Source organism: Mesobacillus persicus (assembly GCF_900109925.1).
Classification (GTDB): Bacteria; Bacillota; Bacilli; order Bacillales; family Cytobacillaceae; genus Mesobacillus_B; species Mesobacillus_B persicus.
In genome coordinates, this window is sequence record NZ_FOBW01000001.1 from 214,058 (window position 1) to 229,824 (window position 15,767).

16 protein-coding genes and 1 pseudogene are annotated in these 15,767 nt (G+C 38.8%); 13 read left to right on the top strand and 4 right to left on the bottom strand.

Annotation, left to right across the window (positions count from 1 at the left end):
* The first annotated feature begins 231 nt into the window (after positions 1 to 231).
* Positions 232 to 678 carry a PCYCGC motif-containing (lipo)protein gene (locus BMX30_RS23840; protein ID WP_425283726.1) on the top strand — a complete coding sequence of 149 codons (447 nt, stop codon included), beginning with the start codon at positions 232 to 234 and terminating at the stop codon, positions 676 to 678.
* A 9-nt stretch (positions 679 to 687) separates the two neighbouring features.
* The gene (locus BMX30_RS01025) at positions 688 to 1,392 is read left to right on the top strand and encodes a c-type cytochrome (protein ID WP_090740333.1); all 705 of its coding nucleotides are present in this window, start codon (positions 688 to 690) and stop codon (positions 1,390 to 1,392) included.
* Positions 1,393 to 1,497: 105 nt separating this feature from the next.
* On the opposite strand, the gene BMX30_RS01030 is transcribed toward BMX30_RS01025, so the two are convergent.
* The gene (locus tag BMX30_RS01030; protein ID WP_090740334.1) at positions 1,498 to 1,743 is read right to left on the bottom strand and encodes a CUE domain-containing protein; all 246 of its coding nucleotides are present in this window, start codon (positions 1,741 to 1,743) and stop codon (positions 1,498 to 1,500) included.
* A gap of 180 nt (positions 1,744 to 1,923) precedes the next feature.
* On the opposite strand from BMX30_RS01030, the gene BMX30_RS01035 reads away from it, so the two are divergent.
* The 5 genes from BMX30_RS01035 to BMX30_RS01055 all read left to right on the top strand — a co-directional run bounded on the left by BMX30_RS01035 (position 1,924) and on the right by BMX30_RS01055 (position 6,194).
* Complete coding sequence (locus tag BMX30_RS01035) at positions 1,924 to 2,655, top strand: urease accessory protein UreH domain-containing protein (protein WP_090740336.1); 732 nt, start codon at positions 1,924 to 1,926, stop codon at positions 2,653 to 2,655.
* A 93-nt stretch (positions 2,656 to 2,748) separates the two neighbouring features.
* Positions 2,749 to 3,567 (top strand): undecaprenyl-diphosphate phosphatase, encoded by an 819-nt coding sequence (locus tag BMX30_RS01040; protein ID WP_090740338.1) that lies wholly within the window; start codon positions 2,749 to 2,751, stop codon positions 3,565 to 3,567.
* Positions 3,568 to 3,780: 213 nt separating this feature from the next.
* A complete protein-coding gene (gene trhO, locus BMX30_RS01045) occupies positions 3,781 to 4,752 on the top strand; it encodes an oxygen-dependent tRNA uridine(34) hydroxylase TrhO (protein WP_090740340.1) in 972 nt (323 codons plus the stop codon).
* Between the two features lie 136 nt (positions 4,753 to 4,888).
* Positions 4,889 to 5,188, top strand: a complete 300-nt coding sequence (locus BMX30_RS01050) for a DUF3219 family protein (protein WP_090740342.1) — start codon at positions 4,889 to 4,891, stop codon at positions 5,186 to 5,188.
* A 1-nt stretch (position 5,189) separates the two neighbouring features.
* Positions 5,190 to 6,194: an LLM class flavin-dependent oxidoreductase gene (locus BMX30_RS01055; RefSeq protein WP_090740859.1), complete on the top strand. Its 1,005-nt coding sequence runs from the start codon at positions 5,190 to 5,192 to the stop codon at positions 6,192 to 6,194.
* A 42-nt stretch (positions 6,195 to 6,236) separates the two neighbouring features.
* Here BMX30_RS01055 and BMX30_RS01060 read toward each other — a convergent pair whose 3' ends face one another.
* Positions 6,237 to 6,488, bottom strand: a complete 252-nt coding sequence (locus tag BMX30_RS01060; protein ID WP_090740344.1) for a DUF2533 family protein — start codon at positions 6,486 to 6,488, stop codon at positions 6,237 to 6,239.
* Positions 6,489 to 6,855: 367 nt separating this feature from the next.
* Between BMX30_RS01060 and fabF the strand changes: the two genes are divergently transcribed.
* The 3 genes from fabF (at position 6,856) to BMX30_RS01075 (ending at position 9,618) form a co-directional block, all read left to right on the top strand.
* The gene (fabF, locus tag BMX30_RS01065; RefSeq protein WP_244532486.1) at positions 6,856 to 8,097 is read left to right on the top strand and encodes a beta-ketoacyl-ACP synthase II; all 1,242 of its coding nucleotides are present in this window, start codon (positions 6,856 to 6,858) and stop codon (positions 8,095 to 8,097) included.
* 329 nt (positions 8,098 to 8,426) lie between these two features.
* Complete coding sequence (locus BMX30_RS01070; protein WP_090740347.1) at positions 8,427 to 8,795, top strand: replication termination protein; 369 nt, start codon at positions 8,427 to 8,429, stop codon at positions 8,793 to 8,795.
* A gap of 148 nt (positions 8,796 to 8,943) precedes the next feature.
* Positions 8,944 to 9,618, top strand: a complete 675-nt coding sequence (locus BMX30_RS01075) for an NUDIX hydrolase (RefSeq protein ID WP_090740349.1) — start codon at positions 8,944 to 8,946, stop codon at positions 9,616 to 9,618.
* Here the strand turns inward: BMX30_RS01075 and BMX30_RS01080 are convergent.
* A complete protein-coding gene (locus tag BMX30_RS01080; RefSeq protein ID WP_090740351.1) occupies positions 9,615 to 10,436 on the bottom strand; it encodes an MBL fold metallo-hydrolase in 822 nt (273 codons plus the stop codon). The genes BMX30_RS01075 and BMX30_RS01080 overlap by 4 nt on opposite strands.
* 258 nt (positions 10,437 to 10,694) lie before the next feature.
* Between BMX30_RS01080 and ilvD the strand changes: the two genes are divergently transcribed.
* Both ilvD and htpG read left to right on the top strand, forming a co-directional pair.
* Complete coding sequence (gene ilvD / locus BMX30_RS01085; RefSeq protein ID WP_170843751.1) at positions 10,695 to 12,380, top strand: dihydroxy-acid dehydratase; 1,686 nt, start codon at positions 10,695 to 10,697, stop codon at positions 12,378 to 12,380.
* A 189-nt stretch (positions 12,381 to 12,569) separates the two neighbouring features.
* Positions 12,570 to 14,447: a molecular chaperone HtpG gene (gene htpG, locus BMX30_RS01090; protein ID WP_090740352.1), complete on the top strand. Its 1,878-nt coding sequence runs from the start codon at positions 12,570 to 12,572 to the stop codon at positions 14,445 to 14,447.
* Positions 14,448 to 14,491: 44 nt separating this feature from the next.
* On the opposite strand, the gene BMX30_RS23315 is transcribed toward htpG, so the two are convergent.
* Positions 14,492 to 14,665 (bottom strand): hypothetical protein, encoded by a 174-nt coding sequence (locus BMX30_RS23315; protein ID WP_170843752.1) that lies wholly within the window; start codon positions 14,663 to 14,665, stop codon positions 14,492 to 14,494.
* A 152-nt stretch (positions 14,666 to 14,817) separates the two neighbouring features.
* On the opposite strand from BMX30_RS23315, the pseudogene BMX30_RS01095 reads away from it, so the two are divergent.
* A pseudogene (locus BMX30_RS01095) lies at positions 14,818 to 15,759 on the top strand (SDR family oxidoreductase).
* Positions 15,760 to 15,767 lie beyond the last annotated feature (8 nt).

Consider the following 15,767-nt stretch of genomic DNA (forward strand, 5'->3'; position numbering starts at 1 on the left):
AAGTAAGATAGATAGGAAATAAATTCTAAGAAGCTGCTGCACAAGAAAGTGTAGCAGCTTTTAATTGTTACTTCAGGTTGAGATTTAAAGAATCAGTGACAAACTATGATGAGAATTCCAATGTTATTGTTTATACACTTTTTCTGCTTAATTTCTGCACACTTTTCTATTAAAGTTTAAATGTACTTAATTATTCATCTGCAAATAAGAGAATAGAAAGGAGGGACAAGGGTGAAACGTCTAGTTCTTTTATTGATGATGGGGATGTTCTCGCTGGGAGTTGCATCAGGTTGCAGTTCAAGTCAGGCGGAAGAAACGCTTGACGCAAAGCATAGTTCCATGCCGGACTATGTACTTAATTCATCACCAATCGTTCAGGAGACTTATGTAATGGCAGCGAATCATCAAGATGTATTGGCTTCTGTTCCTTGTTACTGTAACTGCTATGAGTCTGCTGGTCATACTAGCAATCTAAGTTGTTTTATTAAAGAGGTAGGGCCTGATAATGTTGTAACAGAATGGGATCCACATGGTATAGCCTGAGACATTTGTGTAGAAATCGCCCGGGAGGCGATTGATATTAATAATAGTGGAAAAGATTTGAAAGAAGTCAATCGGTTAATTACAAAGAAGTATGAAAGTTATGGAATTCCAACTCCTACTCCAATACCAGAATAGGGGATAACAATGAAAAAATGGCTGATAGCTCTTGGTGTATTTATCTCGGTTGTAATAATTGTGTTGTTGAGTCCTTCTCCTGATTTCAAGCCTCAGGCAGAAACGAACCTTATTGTAAAAGGGGAAAGAATCTATTCGGAATACTGTGTTGATTGCCATGGTGAAAATGGAAAAGGGGAAGGTGCTCAAATCGGGACAGCTTTAAATAATCAACATTTTTTAAGCACCTTTTCAAATAAAGACATTTTTAAAATTATTAATGAGGGTAAAGAACAAACGATGATGCCACAGTTTGGCTTTCTCGAAGAAGACAATATTAACGCTTTAGTCTCTTTCATCCGTAATTGGCAAACAGACACTTTGGAACTTGAAGCCCCATCTGTCATTGAAGGCAATGCTTCGAACGGAAGGAGACTTTACAATTTATATTGTATTACATGTCATGGGGAGACTGGGAGCGGTACTCTTACAAAAGCTGCCGCCATCGGAAACCCAATTACTGTAGAAAATATGACCCCTCAACAAATGTGGATTTCCACTGCATACGGTCGAGAAGAAACGAGAATGGGTCCATCTTTAAAAGGACAAGATGGAGTGCGTCAACTAGATGAACAAGAAATTAGCGATGTTATTACTTATATTCGCCAGGATTTAGTTCAACTATATGACCCAAAAGAGTCGAAGCATAGCACGCACGCTATTATTGAGGACTAAATATTTCTGTGGATCATTGAGCACTCTTTAAGAGAGTGCTCTTTATATTCAGATTAAGAGAATAATAAAAGGATTGGTCACTAGAACCAATCCCACATATGATACTTAAAATTTATTTAAACTATTCGTCGTTTGGACTGCTGGTGCAGCCTTGTTGCCGTTTCCGTGGCAAGAGATATACATTTGTTGTAGTTCCTCATCAGAGAAATCAGGATGCATTTCTTTCATAAATGGAAGCATTTCCTTAAAATTTGTACTACCTTCTCCAATTTCATCTGTTTGTGCAAGTGCAAACGTACCAGCACTTAAAAGAAATGCGATACTCATCAAACCAATCATCAGTTTTTTCAATGGTTTCAGCTCCTTTCTAATTTTTAATGATAGTAGGAGAAAATCAAGAATTGATGAAGAAATAAATCTAAGTTTTAAAAAATAAGAGAATTTGTCAAATATGTGAGCAAACCGAGGAATGCATATTTATTTGATAGTTTTACAGTATAATAACTTTATTCACATAGTGGGGGTATTAGTATGTATCAGTTTCTCTCAGAAATCAGTCAAGTCTTAAGCAGCCCCTTTTTTAATATCGTTAATGAAACGAAACAGTTTCCAATATTGGCAGCCCTGATTTTAGGTTTAATCGGCGCTTTGGCACCGTGTCAATTAACTGGAAACATTGGTGCGATTACTCTTTACGGAAGTAAGAGTATCCAAACAAGGCATCAATGGGTTGAAATTGGCTTTTTTGTTCTTGGGAAAATTGTAGTCTTTACCGCTTTAGGCTTGGCAGTTTGGGGATTAGGACGGGGGTTTCAAGATCTCCTCCCTGAGTTTTTTTCCGTTTTTAGAAAGTTTATTGGACCTTTATTTATTGTTATTGGCTTGGTGTTAGCTGGGATGATCAAGCTTCGCTGGCTTGATTTGCTGACAAAGCGGTTGCCCAAATTGGAGGGGAGCGGTAAAGCTGGATCTTTTCTATTAGGTGTAAGCTTTTCTATCGCTTTTTGTCCGACGATGTTTTCTCTATTTTTCTTTTCACTGATGCCACTTGTTGTAAGCAGCTCGTACGGTGCAGTGCTTCCGTCAATATTTGCTATTGGGACATCCGTTCCAGTTCTTGTTTTTGCAGGCATCATAACTTATATCGGTTTAGACGGTTCAATAATGAAGAAAAGTAGAAAAATTGGTAATTTCATTCAAAAAGCAGCAGCGGGACTTTTTATTCTCATCGGCATCCTCGATACGATCACTTATTGGTTGTGATGGGGGAGTGAAAAATCAATTCTAGCAATCTGAATGGAATATGCTAAAATAAACAGGATGTGTTTTTGATCTTAATATATAAGGAGAAAGTGTATGGAATTTGATTTAATCATCCTGCTAAAGTACTTATTTTTAGGTTTGTTACAAGGGTTCACCGAACCAATCCCGATTTCTTCAAGTGGTCATCTTGTTCTTGCTCAATATTTTATGGGCATTGAAACCAGGAGTTTGTCCTTTGAACTTCTTGTTAATGCAGCCTCATTATTAGCGGTCCTACTCATCTATAAGGAGGATATTATCCGACTAGCTAAAAATGGGGTGGGCTTTGTGATGACAAGGAACCCAGAATATAAAGCCGATTTTATGTTTATCGTTTATTTAGTGGTTGCAACGATTCCAGCAGGTGTCATTGGAGTATTGTTTGACGATGTGATTTCTGAAGCATTAAAAGGTGGTGTGCATATCGTCGGAATTACCTTGATTGTCACCGGAGTAGCGCTATTTCTTATTCGCAATCTTAAAGGCAGAAAACAGGACGGCGACATCACATTAAAAGATTCGATTATCGTTGGTTTTGCTCAAGCAGTTGCATTAATACCGGGGATTAGCCGTTCTGGAGCAACGATAGTTGCATCCATGGGTCTAGGGATGAAACCGGAAACAGCCTTGCGCTTTTCCTTCCTATTGTATATACCGGTAAGTGTTGGCGGCACGCTTCTTAGCATAACCGATATTGCCAATGATCCGAACTTGGCGCAATTGTTTATCCCTTACCTAGGTGCCTTCATTTTTTCTTTCATCGCTTCTTATTTTGCCCTAAAATGGTTTATGGGGATTATGGCAAAAGGAAACTTAATTTATTTTAGTATCTACTGTTTTATTGTCGGTGCAGCCGTGTTACTCTTTGCTTAAATATCAAACAAAAACTATCTCAACTTAGCGTGAGATAGTTTTTGTTTATTGTTTTGATTAAGGGAATCTTCAGCTAGGCAATAGAAACAAATTTCTTTACCACCGTTTAAAAGAAGGTTTATAATACGATAATAGTGATAAAATCACAGGACCTCGGACGGTAGAGTTCACGGTCTTTTTTTAATTCATATAAATTAGATTGGGTGGTTTAAGATGGAAAATACTTCATATCAAGTTTTACTCTATTATCAATATGTTCACATTGAAAATCCAGAAGAATTTGCAGCGGAACATTTGCGTTTTTGCAACGAATTAGGATTAAAGGGTCGGATTCTTGTAGCGAATGAAGGGATAAACGGTACTGTATCTGGTTCGGTTGAACAAACAGAACAGTATATGCAGGCTATGAAACAAGATCCGAGATTCGCAGATATGGTTTTTAAGATTGATGAGTCTACTCAGCATGCTTTCAAGAAAATGCATGTGCGCCCCCGTAAGGAGCTTGTTACCTTAAGGTTAGAGGATGATGTCAATCCTTTAGAATTAACAGGAAATTACCTAGAACCTAAAGAATTTTATGAAAAAATGCAAGAGGAAGATACGGTTGTCATCGATGCTCGTAATGATTATGAATATGATTTAGGTCATTTTCGTGGTGCTGTGAAGCCAGATATCAACAACTTCCGTGAATTACCTGATTGGATTCGCAATAATAAAGAAATTTTAGAGGGGAAGAAAATTCTTACTTATTGCACTGGTGGAATTCGTTGTGAAAAGTTTTCTGGCTGGTTAAAACAGGAAGGATTTGAAGATGTCTCCCAGCTTCACGGTGGAATCGTCACTTATGGGAAGGACCCAGAAGCAAAAGGTCAGCTTTGGGATGGTCAATGCTATGTGTTTGATAACCGAATTAGTGTTCCAGTGAACCAAGTGGAGCATGTAATCGTCGGGAAAGATCATTTTTCAGGTGAACCTTGTGAGCGTTACGTCAACTGCGCGAATCCTGAATGCAATAAAAAAATTCTATCCTCTGAGGAAAATGAGCATTTCTATATGCGTGGCTGCAGTCATGAATGCAGAACACATCCAAGAAACCGTTATGTAAAAGAGCATGAATTAACGGAAGAGGAAGTAGAGCAACGTTTAAAGAATATTGAAGAAAGAAATAATGTGGTTAATGGATAAAAGAAAGAATCTTTCACAAGGGGTAAAAGACTCTAGCTTTTATCCTTTTTTCGTTTAAAAAGTGTCTAAGCGAACGTTTTGGGGAAGGGTCTGGGCACCTGTTAGCGAAAAAATAAACGATTAGGGGGAATCTTTCTTGGTAAATGAAATTCAGTTAAACCAAATACCGATTCAAGTCTATGAGTATAAAGAAGAGAATCAACAGGGCTTACATAAAATTTCTGTTGGATTTAAGGTAACGAGTGAGGAGTATCATGATGTTGCAACATTACTATATAAGGAAACCTTTGAAGTAAGTGTGCCGGAACGAGAGTTGCAATTTAAAGGGAAAATCATCAATTATTCCACTTCCATTACGAATTTATACGAAAAAGGTCAAGTTGGCGATTATCTATTAAGTCTCCTTGAGGTTCAGAATGAAGAAAGAAGGAAGTAAAATGAAATTAAGCATTTTGGATCAAGCTCCCATTTCCGCGGGACAAACAGCTAGAGATGCGTTGGTTGAATCAATGAAGCTTGCACAGGCTGGGGAAAGATTGGGGTATAAACGATATTGGATTGCGGAACATCATGATCTGTCAGGCCTTGCCTGTTCGGCACCGGAAGTAATGTTAAGCTATATTGGGGCAAACACGAGTGAAATCCGGATCGGATCTGGAGCCGTTCTTTTGCCTCATTACAAGACATATAAGGTTGCTGAGGTATACAATATGTTGGCAACTCTGTTTCCAGGTCGTATCGATATTGGTATTGGCCGCGCACCTGGAGGATCTGCCGAGGCAACGAATGCTTTATCCGATAACTACTTGCAACAGGTTTGGAATTTGCCTAACTTAGTTACCGACTTGTTACACTTTTTAGATGATGATTATGTAACAGACAACCAGCATGCTAGTTTGTCAGCGGCTCCGGTGCCTGATATTTCCCCTGAGCCTTGGCTTCTTGGAACCGGTAAAAAAAGTGCGGACCTTGCAGCAAAAAAGGGACTTCCTTATGCATTCGGACAGTTTATGAGTGAAACGAATGATTTAGCGATCATTCAACAATATAAAGATCAATTTCAACCGCGAAAAGAGGGACAGAAACCAGAAGTAATTTTAACTGTTTCTTGCATTTGTGCTGAAACGAATCAGAAAGCAGAGGAAATTGCTTTAAGCTCACTTATTTGGTCTTTACAGAAAGAAAAAAGCGGAGGGAAGAACGGTGTTCCCGCAATACTTGACGCAAAAGAATACCTTCAGAATGAGCAGAACCCAGACGTTATCGATGTATTAAAGCAAAAGGTTATCATCGGTGATCCCGATAGGATTTCAACAAAACTGAAGGAGTTACAGAAACAATACAAGGCCGATGAAATCATGATTGTCACCATCACACATTCTCCGCAAGACCGAATTCATTCCTATGAATTAATCGCTAAAGAATTGATTGACGCCGTATAGGGCAAAAAATCCACCCTTTACAGTTAAGAGTGGATTTTTTCTTTATTTGGATTTTACATACTCCTGAACCATTTCAACGGTCACATATTTTCTTTTTGGGAGCATCCGCACGGTTAGTCGGTTCATTTGATTCGTAACTTGATTGATCTTATCAGTAGAAAATGGCTGTCCCTGTTTACATAATGCTATCGCTTCTTCAATAAACACTTCACGAAGTTCGTCTAATTTTAGAAATTCATTATAGGCTTTATTTTGATCTACTGCATGCTTTATTAAGTCTTTATGTACACTCATCGTTTTGCACCTCTAAATATATTTTTACTATTAGTAAATCTTTTTATCTACTATATCATATTGCAGTAGTGGGATTAAGTCTTACTTTTATTCTATTTAAAGAAAAGGCTCTGTTAAAGTTAGTTGTTGATTTCCGCTCCAGGCACTTCGCTTTCCGCGGGCGTTGCGGGGAGCCTCCTCGGCGCAAAAGCGCCTGTGGGGTCTCCCCAGCCCCGTACTCCCGCAGGAGTCTTCGTGCCTTCCTCTCCAATCAACTTGTAAAAAATCAACAATGTCCTTTAACACAGCCAAAGCAAAAAAGTTAAAAATATGCTACAATGTTTTACAGTAGATATTAGTACCTAGTCATAACAATATAGGGGAGAAGATTATGAAAAAACGCGTAGTCATTACAGGTATTGGAGCAGTGACTCCATTAGGAAATGATGTTTCTTCTAGTTGGGAAAACATTAAAAATAGTGTATCAGGAATTGCTCCAATTACAAAATTTAATACCGAAAATAACAGTGTGAAAGTAGCAGGTGAAGTAAAAGAGTTTAGCCCAGAGAATTTTATGGATATGAAGGAAGCAAGAAGAATGGGGCGCTTCACACAATTTGCAGTAGCTGCCAGCAAAATGGCTGTCCAAGATGCAGAGCTTGTAATTGGTAAAGACGTGAGTGCTGAACGTGTCGGTGTTTGGATTGGATCCGGTATTGGTGGTCTTGATGAGTTTGAAGTTCAGCATAAACGATTTCTAGATAAAGGCCCGCGCCGAGTGAATCCTTTTACGATTCCTATGCTCATTCCGGACATGGCTGCAGGCAGGGTATCGATCGAAGTAGGCGCAAAAGGGATCAATAACTGTTCAGTTACCGCATGTGCTTCAGGTGCGAACTCAATCGGAGACGCTTTTCGTGTTCTCCAAAACGGGGAAGTCGACATCATGATTGCAGGAGGTACCGAAGCCGCGATAACGGAAATGACGATCGCTGGATTTACGAATATGACAGCTCTTTCGACAAACCCGGATCCGCAAACGGCGAGCCGACCGTTTGATAAAAATCGAGATGGGTTTGTGATTGCTGAAGGTGCAGGTATTCTTATTTTGGAGGAATTGGAACATGCCTTGGCACGTGGGGCTAAAATTTATGGTGAATTGGTCGGATATGGAGCAACAGGTGATGCGTATCATATCACCACTCCATCACCAAAAGGAGAGGGTGCACAAAGAGCAATGACTCTAGCTTTAAAAGATGCTATGATAACTCCGCAAGAGATTGATTATATTAACGCACATGGAACTAGTACTCCCTACAATGATCTTTATGAGACAGAGGCAGTAAAGGCAGTATTCGGAGAACACGCCTACGAACTTTCGATTAGCTCTACAAAATCAATGACCGGTCATTTGCTAGGGGCCGCTGGAGCTGTTGAAGCGATTTTTTCACTCTTAGCAGTAAAAGAAGGGATAATCCCGCCAACAATCAATTATGAAACCAAGGATGATAGTTTAGATTTAGATTATGTTCCAAATGTCGCCAAAAAGAAATCTATAAATATGGTACTTTCCAATTCGTTGGGATTCGGTGGTCATAACGCTTCACTAATTTTTAAAAGATATCAATAACGTCCAAAGCCCGAAGTACAAACTTCGGGTTTTTTTCATGTATTTCGGCAATAACTACTACTTCAGTCAGGAAGTTTGGTAGATTAAAAGTGTTTCTTACACTATGTGCTAAATACACATTCAAAAAAATACCAGCTGCTCGCACCTAATCTTAGTGTAATTCACTAATATTAAGTCCGATGTAGGTAAACCAAAAACACTTTATGGAACAAAATGGTAGTGTGTATTTCGTACATTGTGCTATAATGTGATTGAATATTTAAATTATTTTACAACTAGAGTTCAATAACATAGTTATGTAAACCAATCCTGTATAGAGGTGAGGATCGATGACTAAAAAGAGGGAAAGTACTGGATTTCTCATTAAACAACGTGCTTTTTTGAAACTGTATATACTCACCAGCATTGAAAAAGAACGCTGGTATGGCATGCAAATATTAGATGAGTTGAAGGCAGCGTTTAGGCCATTTGGATATGAACCACAGCATTCTGAAATTTATCGAGCCCTTCATGACTTATTGGAGGACGGAATCCTAACTCGGAAAAAGATAATAGAAGAAGGATCAAGATACAAAGAAGTTGCTGTATATTCAGTTAAAAATAAGGATGAGGCAAAAGCCTATAAAAAACTAGTAAAAGCAGACCTAGATCGAGGGGAACAGTTATTACGTAAGGCGTTAAAGGACAATTTTTCATAATAGAACCTAGTTGACTTCGAAGCTCAAAAATCCACCTGAAATTAAGGTGGATTTCTTCTATATAAAAAGCTCAAAAGGAAGAATGATTGTGTATATAGATTAATAATGACTGTTTACTATTTAAAATAATGATAAGGGTGGCGTTACAGTGAAATCAAATCCGAAGCCTGCTTCTACAGTTGTATTAGTTGATCAGCATTCTAGGGTCTACCTGACAAAACGACCAAGCACAATGAAATTTTTAGGAGGCTACTATGTTTTTCCAGGTGGGGCTGTTGAACAAGGGGATATGGATATTGACACAGAACATATAAGAAATTGCGTAAGTGACGAAGCTTTTGGATCAAGTCATTATGTTGCGGCGGCCAGAGAGTTATTTGAGGAAGTTGGAGTTCTTCTTGCGAACAACCACGATGGGTCAATGGCAAATTTAAACCTAGGAACTGAAAGGGAATACCGCCGTCAGCTTCTTGCAGGGAATATTTCCTTCACAGAAATTTTAAGGCACGAAAATCTTTTTTTCGATTTTAACTTCTTGAACTATTTTGGTCACCGCATCACACCAAAGGAGAGCCCCATCCGATTTGATACACGTTTTTTTCTTGCAAAGCTTCCCAGTAATCAAATTCCCAAACCGGATGAAACAGAAGTTGAGGAAGCTTGTTGGATGTTTCCTGAAGATGCATTAATCGCTTACAAGGATGGCCAGATGCCGTTAGTCCCCCCAACGATTGATTCCCTTGAAACCATTTTGAATCATAAAGAAGGTGGGGAATTAATGTTGCCGAAACAGAAAAACCACCCGTTTCCATTTAAAAGTTAGGGTTTCATTAAATAATTGAGTTTATCTTGGATGATATATCCATCTTTTATTAGTTTTAACAGATGTGCTTCTGTTGTTCTTCGCGCCACTTCAAAGACACTTGGATGAATGTTATCTTGATAGATTAATTCGGTTAACTTAGTAGAAGTTAACTGCTTGTATTTTATAATCAGTTCTTTTATTTGCGTTTCGCGCATTAATCTTCTATTCAGAACAAAGTCAATCTGCCGCTGAGGGGATACTACCCAGTCTCCATGGCCAGGTCCTAATTTTACGAGATTCATGGTTTGTAAGCGTTTTAATGATTGGATATAGTCTGTCATATCACCGTCCGGTTTGCCAATCCAAGTTGTTCCTTCCGACAATATATTATCTCCGGCAAACAGGACTTTTTTCGAAGGAAGATAAAAGTTTAAATGACCAGCTGTGTGACCTGGGGCATGAAACACCACTACGTCGACTTCAGCAACTCTTATACTATCCCCGTCATCAACTGTGGTTACTTCTGTCATTGGATAAATAGCATTTAAGACAGCTTTTTGTTCCTTCCAGTGACAGAACACAGAGGGAGACCAGTCTACTAATTGCCGAACCCCTGGAGCATGATCAGGGTGGGCGTGTGTTAGCAAGATTGATTTAGGTGTAGCTAACCCGTGGTCCTTTATGGCCTGCTCTAATCCAAGTTTCGTTTCAAGTTGGTCATAGCCTGCATCAATCAATAAGCTTTCTTGATCATTACCAATCAAATAGCAATTGGTTGATGTATGAGGCCAGAGTGTTGGAGTTGGGATTGGTACACGGATCATTTTTATGTCCACAAAATCTTCCTCCCTAATGGTTTACACATATAAATTAGCTATAGGTAGTGTTAACTGTATATTACGAAGTTTTCCATCGAAATGAAAGGGTTTTTTATAAAAATTCTGAATAATAATACAATAACTGCTGGAAAATAGGATAAAGAGTTCGGATTTTATTTGTTAGAACATTTCACTTTTTCAAAAAACGTGTTATCATACCATATAATAATAGAATAATATTATTGAATTTAAAGATAAATGGAGGTCTAGCATCCTATGTCCGATGGGAAAATGAGAAGTGATATGATTAAAAAAGGCTACGACCGAGCACCGCATCGTAGCTTACTACGTGCAGCCGGCGTAAAGGAAGAAGATTTTGGGAAACCATTCATTGCGGTTTGTAATTCCTATATTGATATTGTTCCGGGTCATGTTCACTTACAAGAATTTGGGAAAATTGTAAAAGAAGCGATTCGTGAAGCGGGTGGTGTCCCGTTTGAGTTTAATACAATTGGTGTAGATGACGGAATTGCAATGGGACATATCGGAATGCGGTATTCTTTGCCGAGTCGTGAAATTATTGCGGATTCAATTGAGACAGTTGTTTCTGCTCACTGGTTTGATGGAATGGTATGTATTCCAAACTGTGATAAAATCACTCCGGGTATGATGATGGCTGCTCTCCGTGTAAATATCCCGACGATTTTTGTTAGTGGTGGCCCAATGAAAGCCGGTGTAGATAAAGATGGCAACCCACTTTCGCTATCATCCGTATTTGAAGGGGTAGGAGCTTACCAAGCAGGGAAAATCGACGAACAAGGCCTAATGGATCTTGAGCAGCTTGCTTGTCCTACATGCGGTTCTTGCTCAGGGATGTTTACAGCAAACTCAATGAACTGTTTAGCGGAAGGACTAGGACTAGCTCTTCCTGGTAATGGAACTATTTTAGCTGTAGCTGAAGAACGGAAGGAATTTGTTAAAAAATCTGCAAAACAATTGATGAACATCATTAAAGAAGACATCAAGCCTCGTGATATCGTGACAATTGATACGATTGATAATGCTTTTGCTTTAGATATGGCAATGGGCGGTTCAACGAATACCGTGCTTCATACGCTTGCCTTAGCACATGAAGCAGAAATTGATTACCCAATTGAGCGCATCAATGAAATTGCCAACCGAGTGCCACATCTTGCAAAGATTGCCCCGGCATCTGATTATCATATTGAGGATGTACATAATGCGGGTGGCGTAAGTGCAATCATCAATGAGTTGTTGAAAAAGCCAGGAGCATTAAATGGGGATTTAATTACGGTATCAGGCAAAACACTTAGAGAAAATGTGGCAGGCGCCGATATTTTAAACAAAGATGTCATTCGTCCATTAGACAACCCACACTCTGAGCGTGGTGGACTGGCCGTATTATTTGGAAACCTAGCACCAGAAGGTTCCATCATTAAAGTCGGAGCAGTCGACCCAGAAGTTGGTGGTTACCACAGAGGTCCTGCAATCTGTTTTAATTCCCAAGAGGAAGCCTTAAACGGGATCATCAATAAAAAGGTAAAAGAAGGACATGTAGTTGTTATTCGTTATGAAGGTCCTAAAGGCGGACCAGGAATGCCAGAAATGTTAGCTCCTACTTCCCAAATTGTTGGAATGGGACTTGGGGCAAAAGTCGGTTTGATCACCGATGGACGTTTCTCAGGTGCATCTCGTGGTATCAGTATTGGTCATATTTCCCCTGAAGCAGCAGAGGGCGGCCCAATTGCCTTCGTTGAGGACGGAGACATCATCGAGTTAGATCTAAATAACCGGACGATCAACTTGGAAATCTCAGATGAAGAATTTGAACAGCGAAAAGCCAATTGGAAAGGCTTTGAGTCATCAGTGAAAAAAGGCTACTTAGCTCGCTATTCCAAAATGGTAACCAACGCAAGTCAAGGTGGCGTTTTAAAAGTTTAAAGAAATTAAGAGGCAGTAGCTAGGAACTTAGTTCTTGGCTACTGCCTTTTGTTGTTTTTATTGACACTAGCCCATAAAATATGATATTAAATTATTGGGATTGTTTAGCACTCGAATAGGTAGAGTGCTAATCGTTGCAATATTTATCATACTAAATAAAATTTCTATTTATTCAAAGGAGAGGTATTCATGGAAAAGAAACAATTTCAGGCAGAATCGAAAAGACTATTAGAGATGATGATCAACTCTATCTACTCTAAGCGAGAAGTGTTTTTACGAGAGTTGATTTCCAACGCTAGTGATGCGATTGATAAAATCTATTACAAAGCATTGACGGATGACTCTTTGACCTTTGATAAGGATAGCTATTACATAAAAGTAGCTGCGAATAAAGATAATCGAACACTGAAAATCACGGATACTGGGATTGGTATGACAAAAGAAGAGTTAGAGAACAATCTTGGTATCATCGCGAAGAGTGGTTCTTTAGCATTTAAGTCTGAAAATGAAGCAAAGGATGGTCATGATATTATTGGCCAATTCGGGGTTGGATTCTATGCAGCGTTCATGGTTGCAGATGTTGTTACGGTCATCAGTAAGGCTCTAGGTAGTGACCAAGCCTATAAATGGGAATCTGAAGGAGCAGATGGATATACGATTGTTCCAGTTGAGAAAGAATCAGTTGGTACCGAAATTACGCTGAAAATTAAAGAAAATACAGAAGATGAAAATTATGATGAGTACCTTGAAGAATATCGTTTAAAGCAAATCATTAAAAAATACTCTGATTTCATTCGCTATCCAATTAAAATGGATGTGATCCAAAGAAGCCCAAAAGAAGATAGTGAAACTGAGTTTGATGAATACACTGAGGAACAAACCCTCAATAGCATGGTGCCGATTTGGAAGAAAAATAAAAGCGAGCTTACCGATGAGGATTATGCAAACTTTTATAACGAAAAGCATTACGGTTTTGATAAGCCGTTAAAGCATCTTCATATTAGCGTTGATGGTACGATTCGATATAATGCCATTTTGTTTATTCCAGAAAATATTCCATTTGATTATTATTCGAAAGAATTCGAAAAGGGCTTAGAGCTTTACTCCAATGGTGTATTAATTATGAATAAGAGTGCGGACCTACTTCCCGATCATTTTAGCTTTGTAAAGGGAATGGTTGATTCTGAGGATTTATCTCTAAATATCTCGAGAGAAATGTTACAGCATGACCGTCAATTAAAGCTAATTGCGAAAAACATTAATAAGAAAATCAAAAGTGAATTGCAAAGCCTGTTAAAAAATGAGCGTGAACAATACGTTAAATTCTTTAATTCTTTTGGCCGACAGTTGAAATTTGGTGTATACAATGACTTTGGTGCAAACAAGGAAACATTACAAGATTTATTGATGTTCTATTCTTCAAAGGACAAGCAACTTGTTACATTAGATGAATATGTTTCAAGAATGCCAGAAGAACAAAAATACATTTATTATGCTTCTGGTGATTCTGTGGAGAGAATTGAAAAACTTCCACAAACAGAACTTGTTGCCGATAAAGGTTATGAAATTTTATACTTCACCGAGGAAATTGATGAGTTCGCCATCAAAATGTTGATGAACTACAAAGAAAAAGAATTTAAATCCGTTGCTAGTGGTGACCTAGGAATTGAAGATGAAGATCAAGCAAAGGATGATTCAAAAGAGAGTGAACATAAAGAGCTCTTTGAGGCAATGAAAGAGATATTAGCAGGAAAAGTAAAGGATGTTCGTGTATCTAAACGTTTAAAATCTCATCCCGTTTGCCTATCGTCTGAAGGTGACATTTCCATCGAGATGGAAAAGGTTCTCAGTGCAATGCCTGATAATCAAAATGTAAAAGCCGATAAAGTACTGGAAATCAACAGCAACCATGAAGTGTTCCAATCACTAAAATCAGCATATGAAAGTGACAAAGAAAAACTTGATCTATATACGAACCTATTGTACAACCAGGCTTTATTAATTGAGGGCCTACCTATTCAAGACCCAGTTGAGTTTACAAACAATATTTGTAAAGTAATGGCTTAATTTAGAAAGCCCTGTATCCGCTAGCGGCATTCAGGGCTTTTTTCTTATATCTTAGGATAATACGGTTCATATCTAGGATTCGTATAATATGGTGGTCTAGGTCCGATTTTTGGAAGTTGGAAACCATAAGGATTGTGATTGTAAACAACGGTTTCTTTTTCATTGGATTGGTTTACTAATAATAGTTTTACTTCGGGGTTGTATACATAAGCTTGCAAGCTATTGACCTCCTATGCAATCTTCTATCCATTTAGTCTATTCATCCAATGTAGATATGGAGCCCGTCCTTATTTATAACATAATGGACAGACACTTCATTCGCCTAATTGACATAGTGTATTTGAGAAATTGTACTCTTCAGGAGGATGCTATGTCACATCATCATCAAAACCAAAATCAGCAACAACCAAATCACCAAGAATATCCGATGTACCCTAATTATGGCAAGATCACAGAATATAAAGACGTCCCGATCACTGTACCTGAGCAAAGGCAACTTCGCCAGCCTGGGGTAGAAAAGTTAATGGTTCCACGACCTATCATCGAGAATCCAAATTATCATGGTAGCGGGAAGTTAAACGGAAAAGTGGTTTTAATTACAGGTGGCGATAGTGGAATTGGAGCGGCTGCATCGATTGCGTTTGCGAAAGAAGGTGCCAATGTTGCTATTTCTTACTTAGATGAACACGAGGATGCCAACCGAACAAAAACGAGAATTGAAGAACTCGGGCAGCAATGTTTACTCTTACCTGGCGATTTACGAGATAAACAGCAATGCATTGAAATTGTCGAGAAAACGGTTCAGACATTTGGTCAGCTAGATATCCTTTGTAATAATGTCGGAATTCAGTTTCAACAATTAAGCTTGCTCGATATTACCGATGAACAATTTGATGATACCTTTAAAGTAAATATTTACTCTCATTTTTACACGACTCGAGCGGCGCTCCCTTACTTGAAGGCAGGTAGTTCGATTATCAACACTTCCTCTGTGGTAACTTATGTAGGTTTTGAGCAATTAATCGATTATACGGCGACAAAGGGAGCAATTATTGGGTTTACGCGCGCCTTGGCAAACAATTTAGTTGAGAAAGGGATTCGGGTCAATGCCGTTGCCCCTGGCCGTGTCTGGACACCGCTAATCCCAGCTAGTTTTTCCGCAGACCAAGTTTCATTGGTAGAAAATCCGATGCAGCGCCAAGCACAGCCATTCGAGCTAGCGCCCACGTATGTGTAGTTAGCCTCAGATGATTCTCGTTTTGTCACCGGACAAACACTGCATGTGAATGGTGGCCAAGTGATGTCCTCATAAAAATATGC

Coding starts and splice junctions, on each gene's coding strand:
- BMX30_RS01025 (WP_090740333.1), top strand. CDS start 688: ATGAAAAAATGGCTGATAGCTCTTGGTGTATTTATCTCGGTTGTAATA.
- BMX30_RS01035 (WP_090740336.1), top strand. CDS start 1,924: ATGTATCAGTTTCTCTCAGAAATCAGTCAAGTCTTAAGCAGCCCCTTT.
- BMX30_RS01040 (WP_090740338.1), top strand. CDS start 2,749: ATGGAATTTGATTTAATCATCCTGCTAAAGTACTTATTTTTAGGTTTG.
- trhO (WP_090740340.1), top strand. CDS start 3,781: ATGGAAAATACTTCATATCAAGTTTTACTCTATTATCAATATGTTCAC.
- BMX30_RS01055 (WP_090740859.1), top strand. CDS start 5,190: ATGAAATTAAGCATTTTGGATCAAGCTCCCATTTCCGCGGGACAAACA.
- BMX30_RS01060 (WP_090740344.1), bottom strand. CDS start 6,488: ATGAGTGTACATAAAGACTTAATAAAGCATGCAGTAGATCAAAATAAA.
- BMX30_RS01070 (WP_090740347.1), top strand. CDS start 8,427: ATGACTAAAAAGAGGGAAAGTACTGGATTTCTCATTAAACAACGTGCT.
- ilvD (WP_170843751.1), top strand. CDS start 10,695: ATGTCCGATGGGAAAATGAGAAGTGATATGATTAAAAAAGGCTACGAC.
- htpG (WP_090740352.1), top strand. CDS start 12,570: ATGGAAAAGAAACAATTTCAGGCAGAATCGAAAAGACTATTAGAGATG.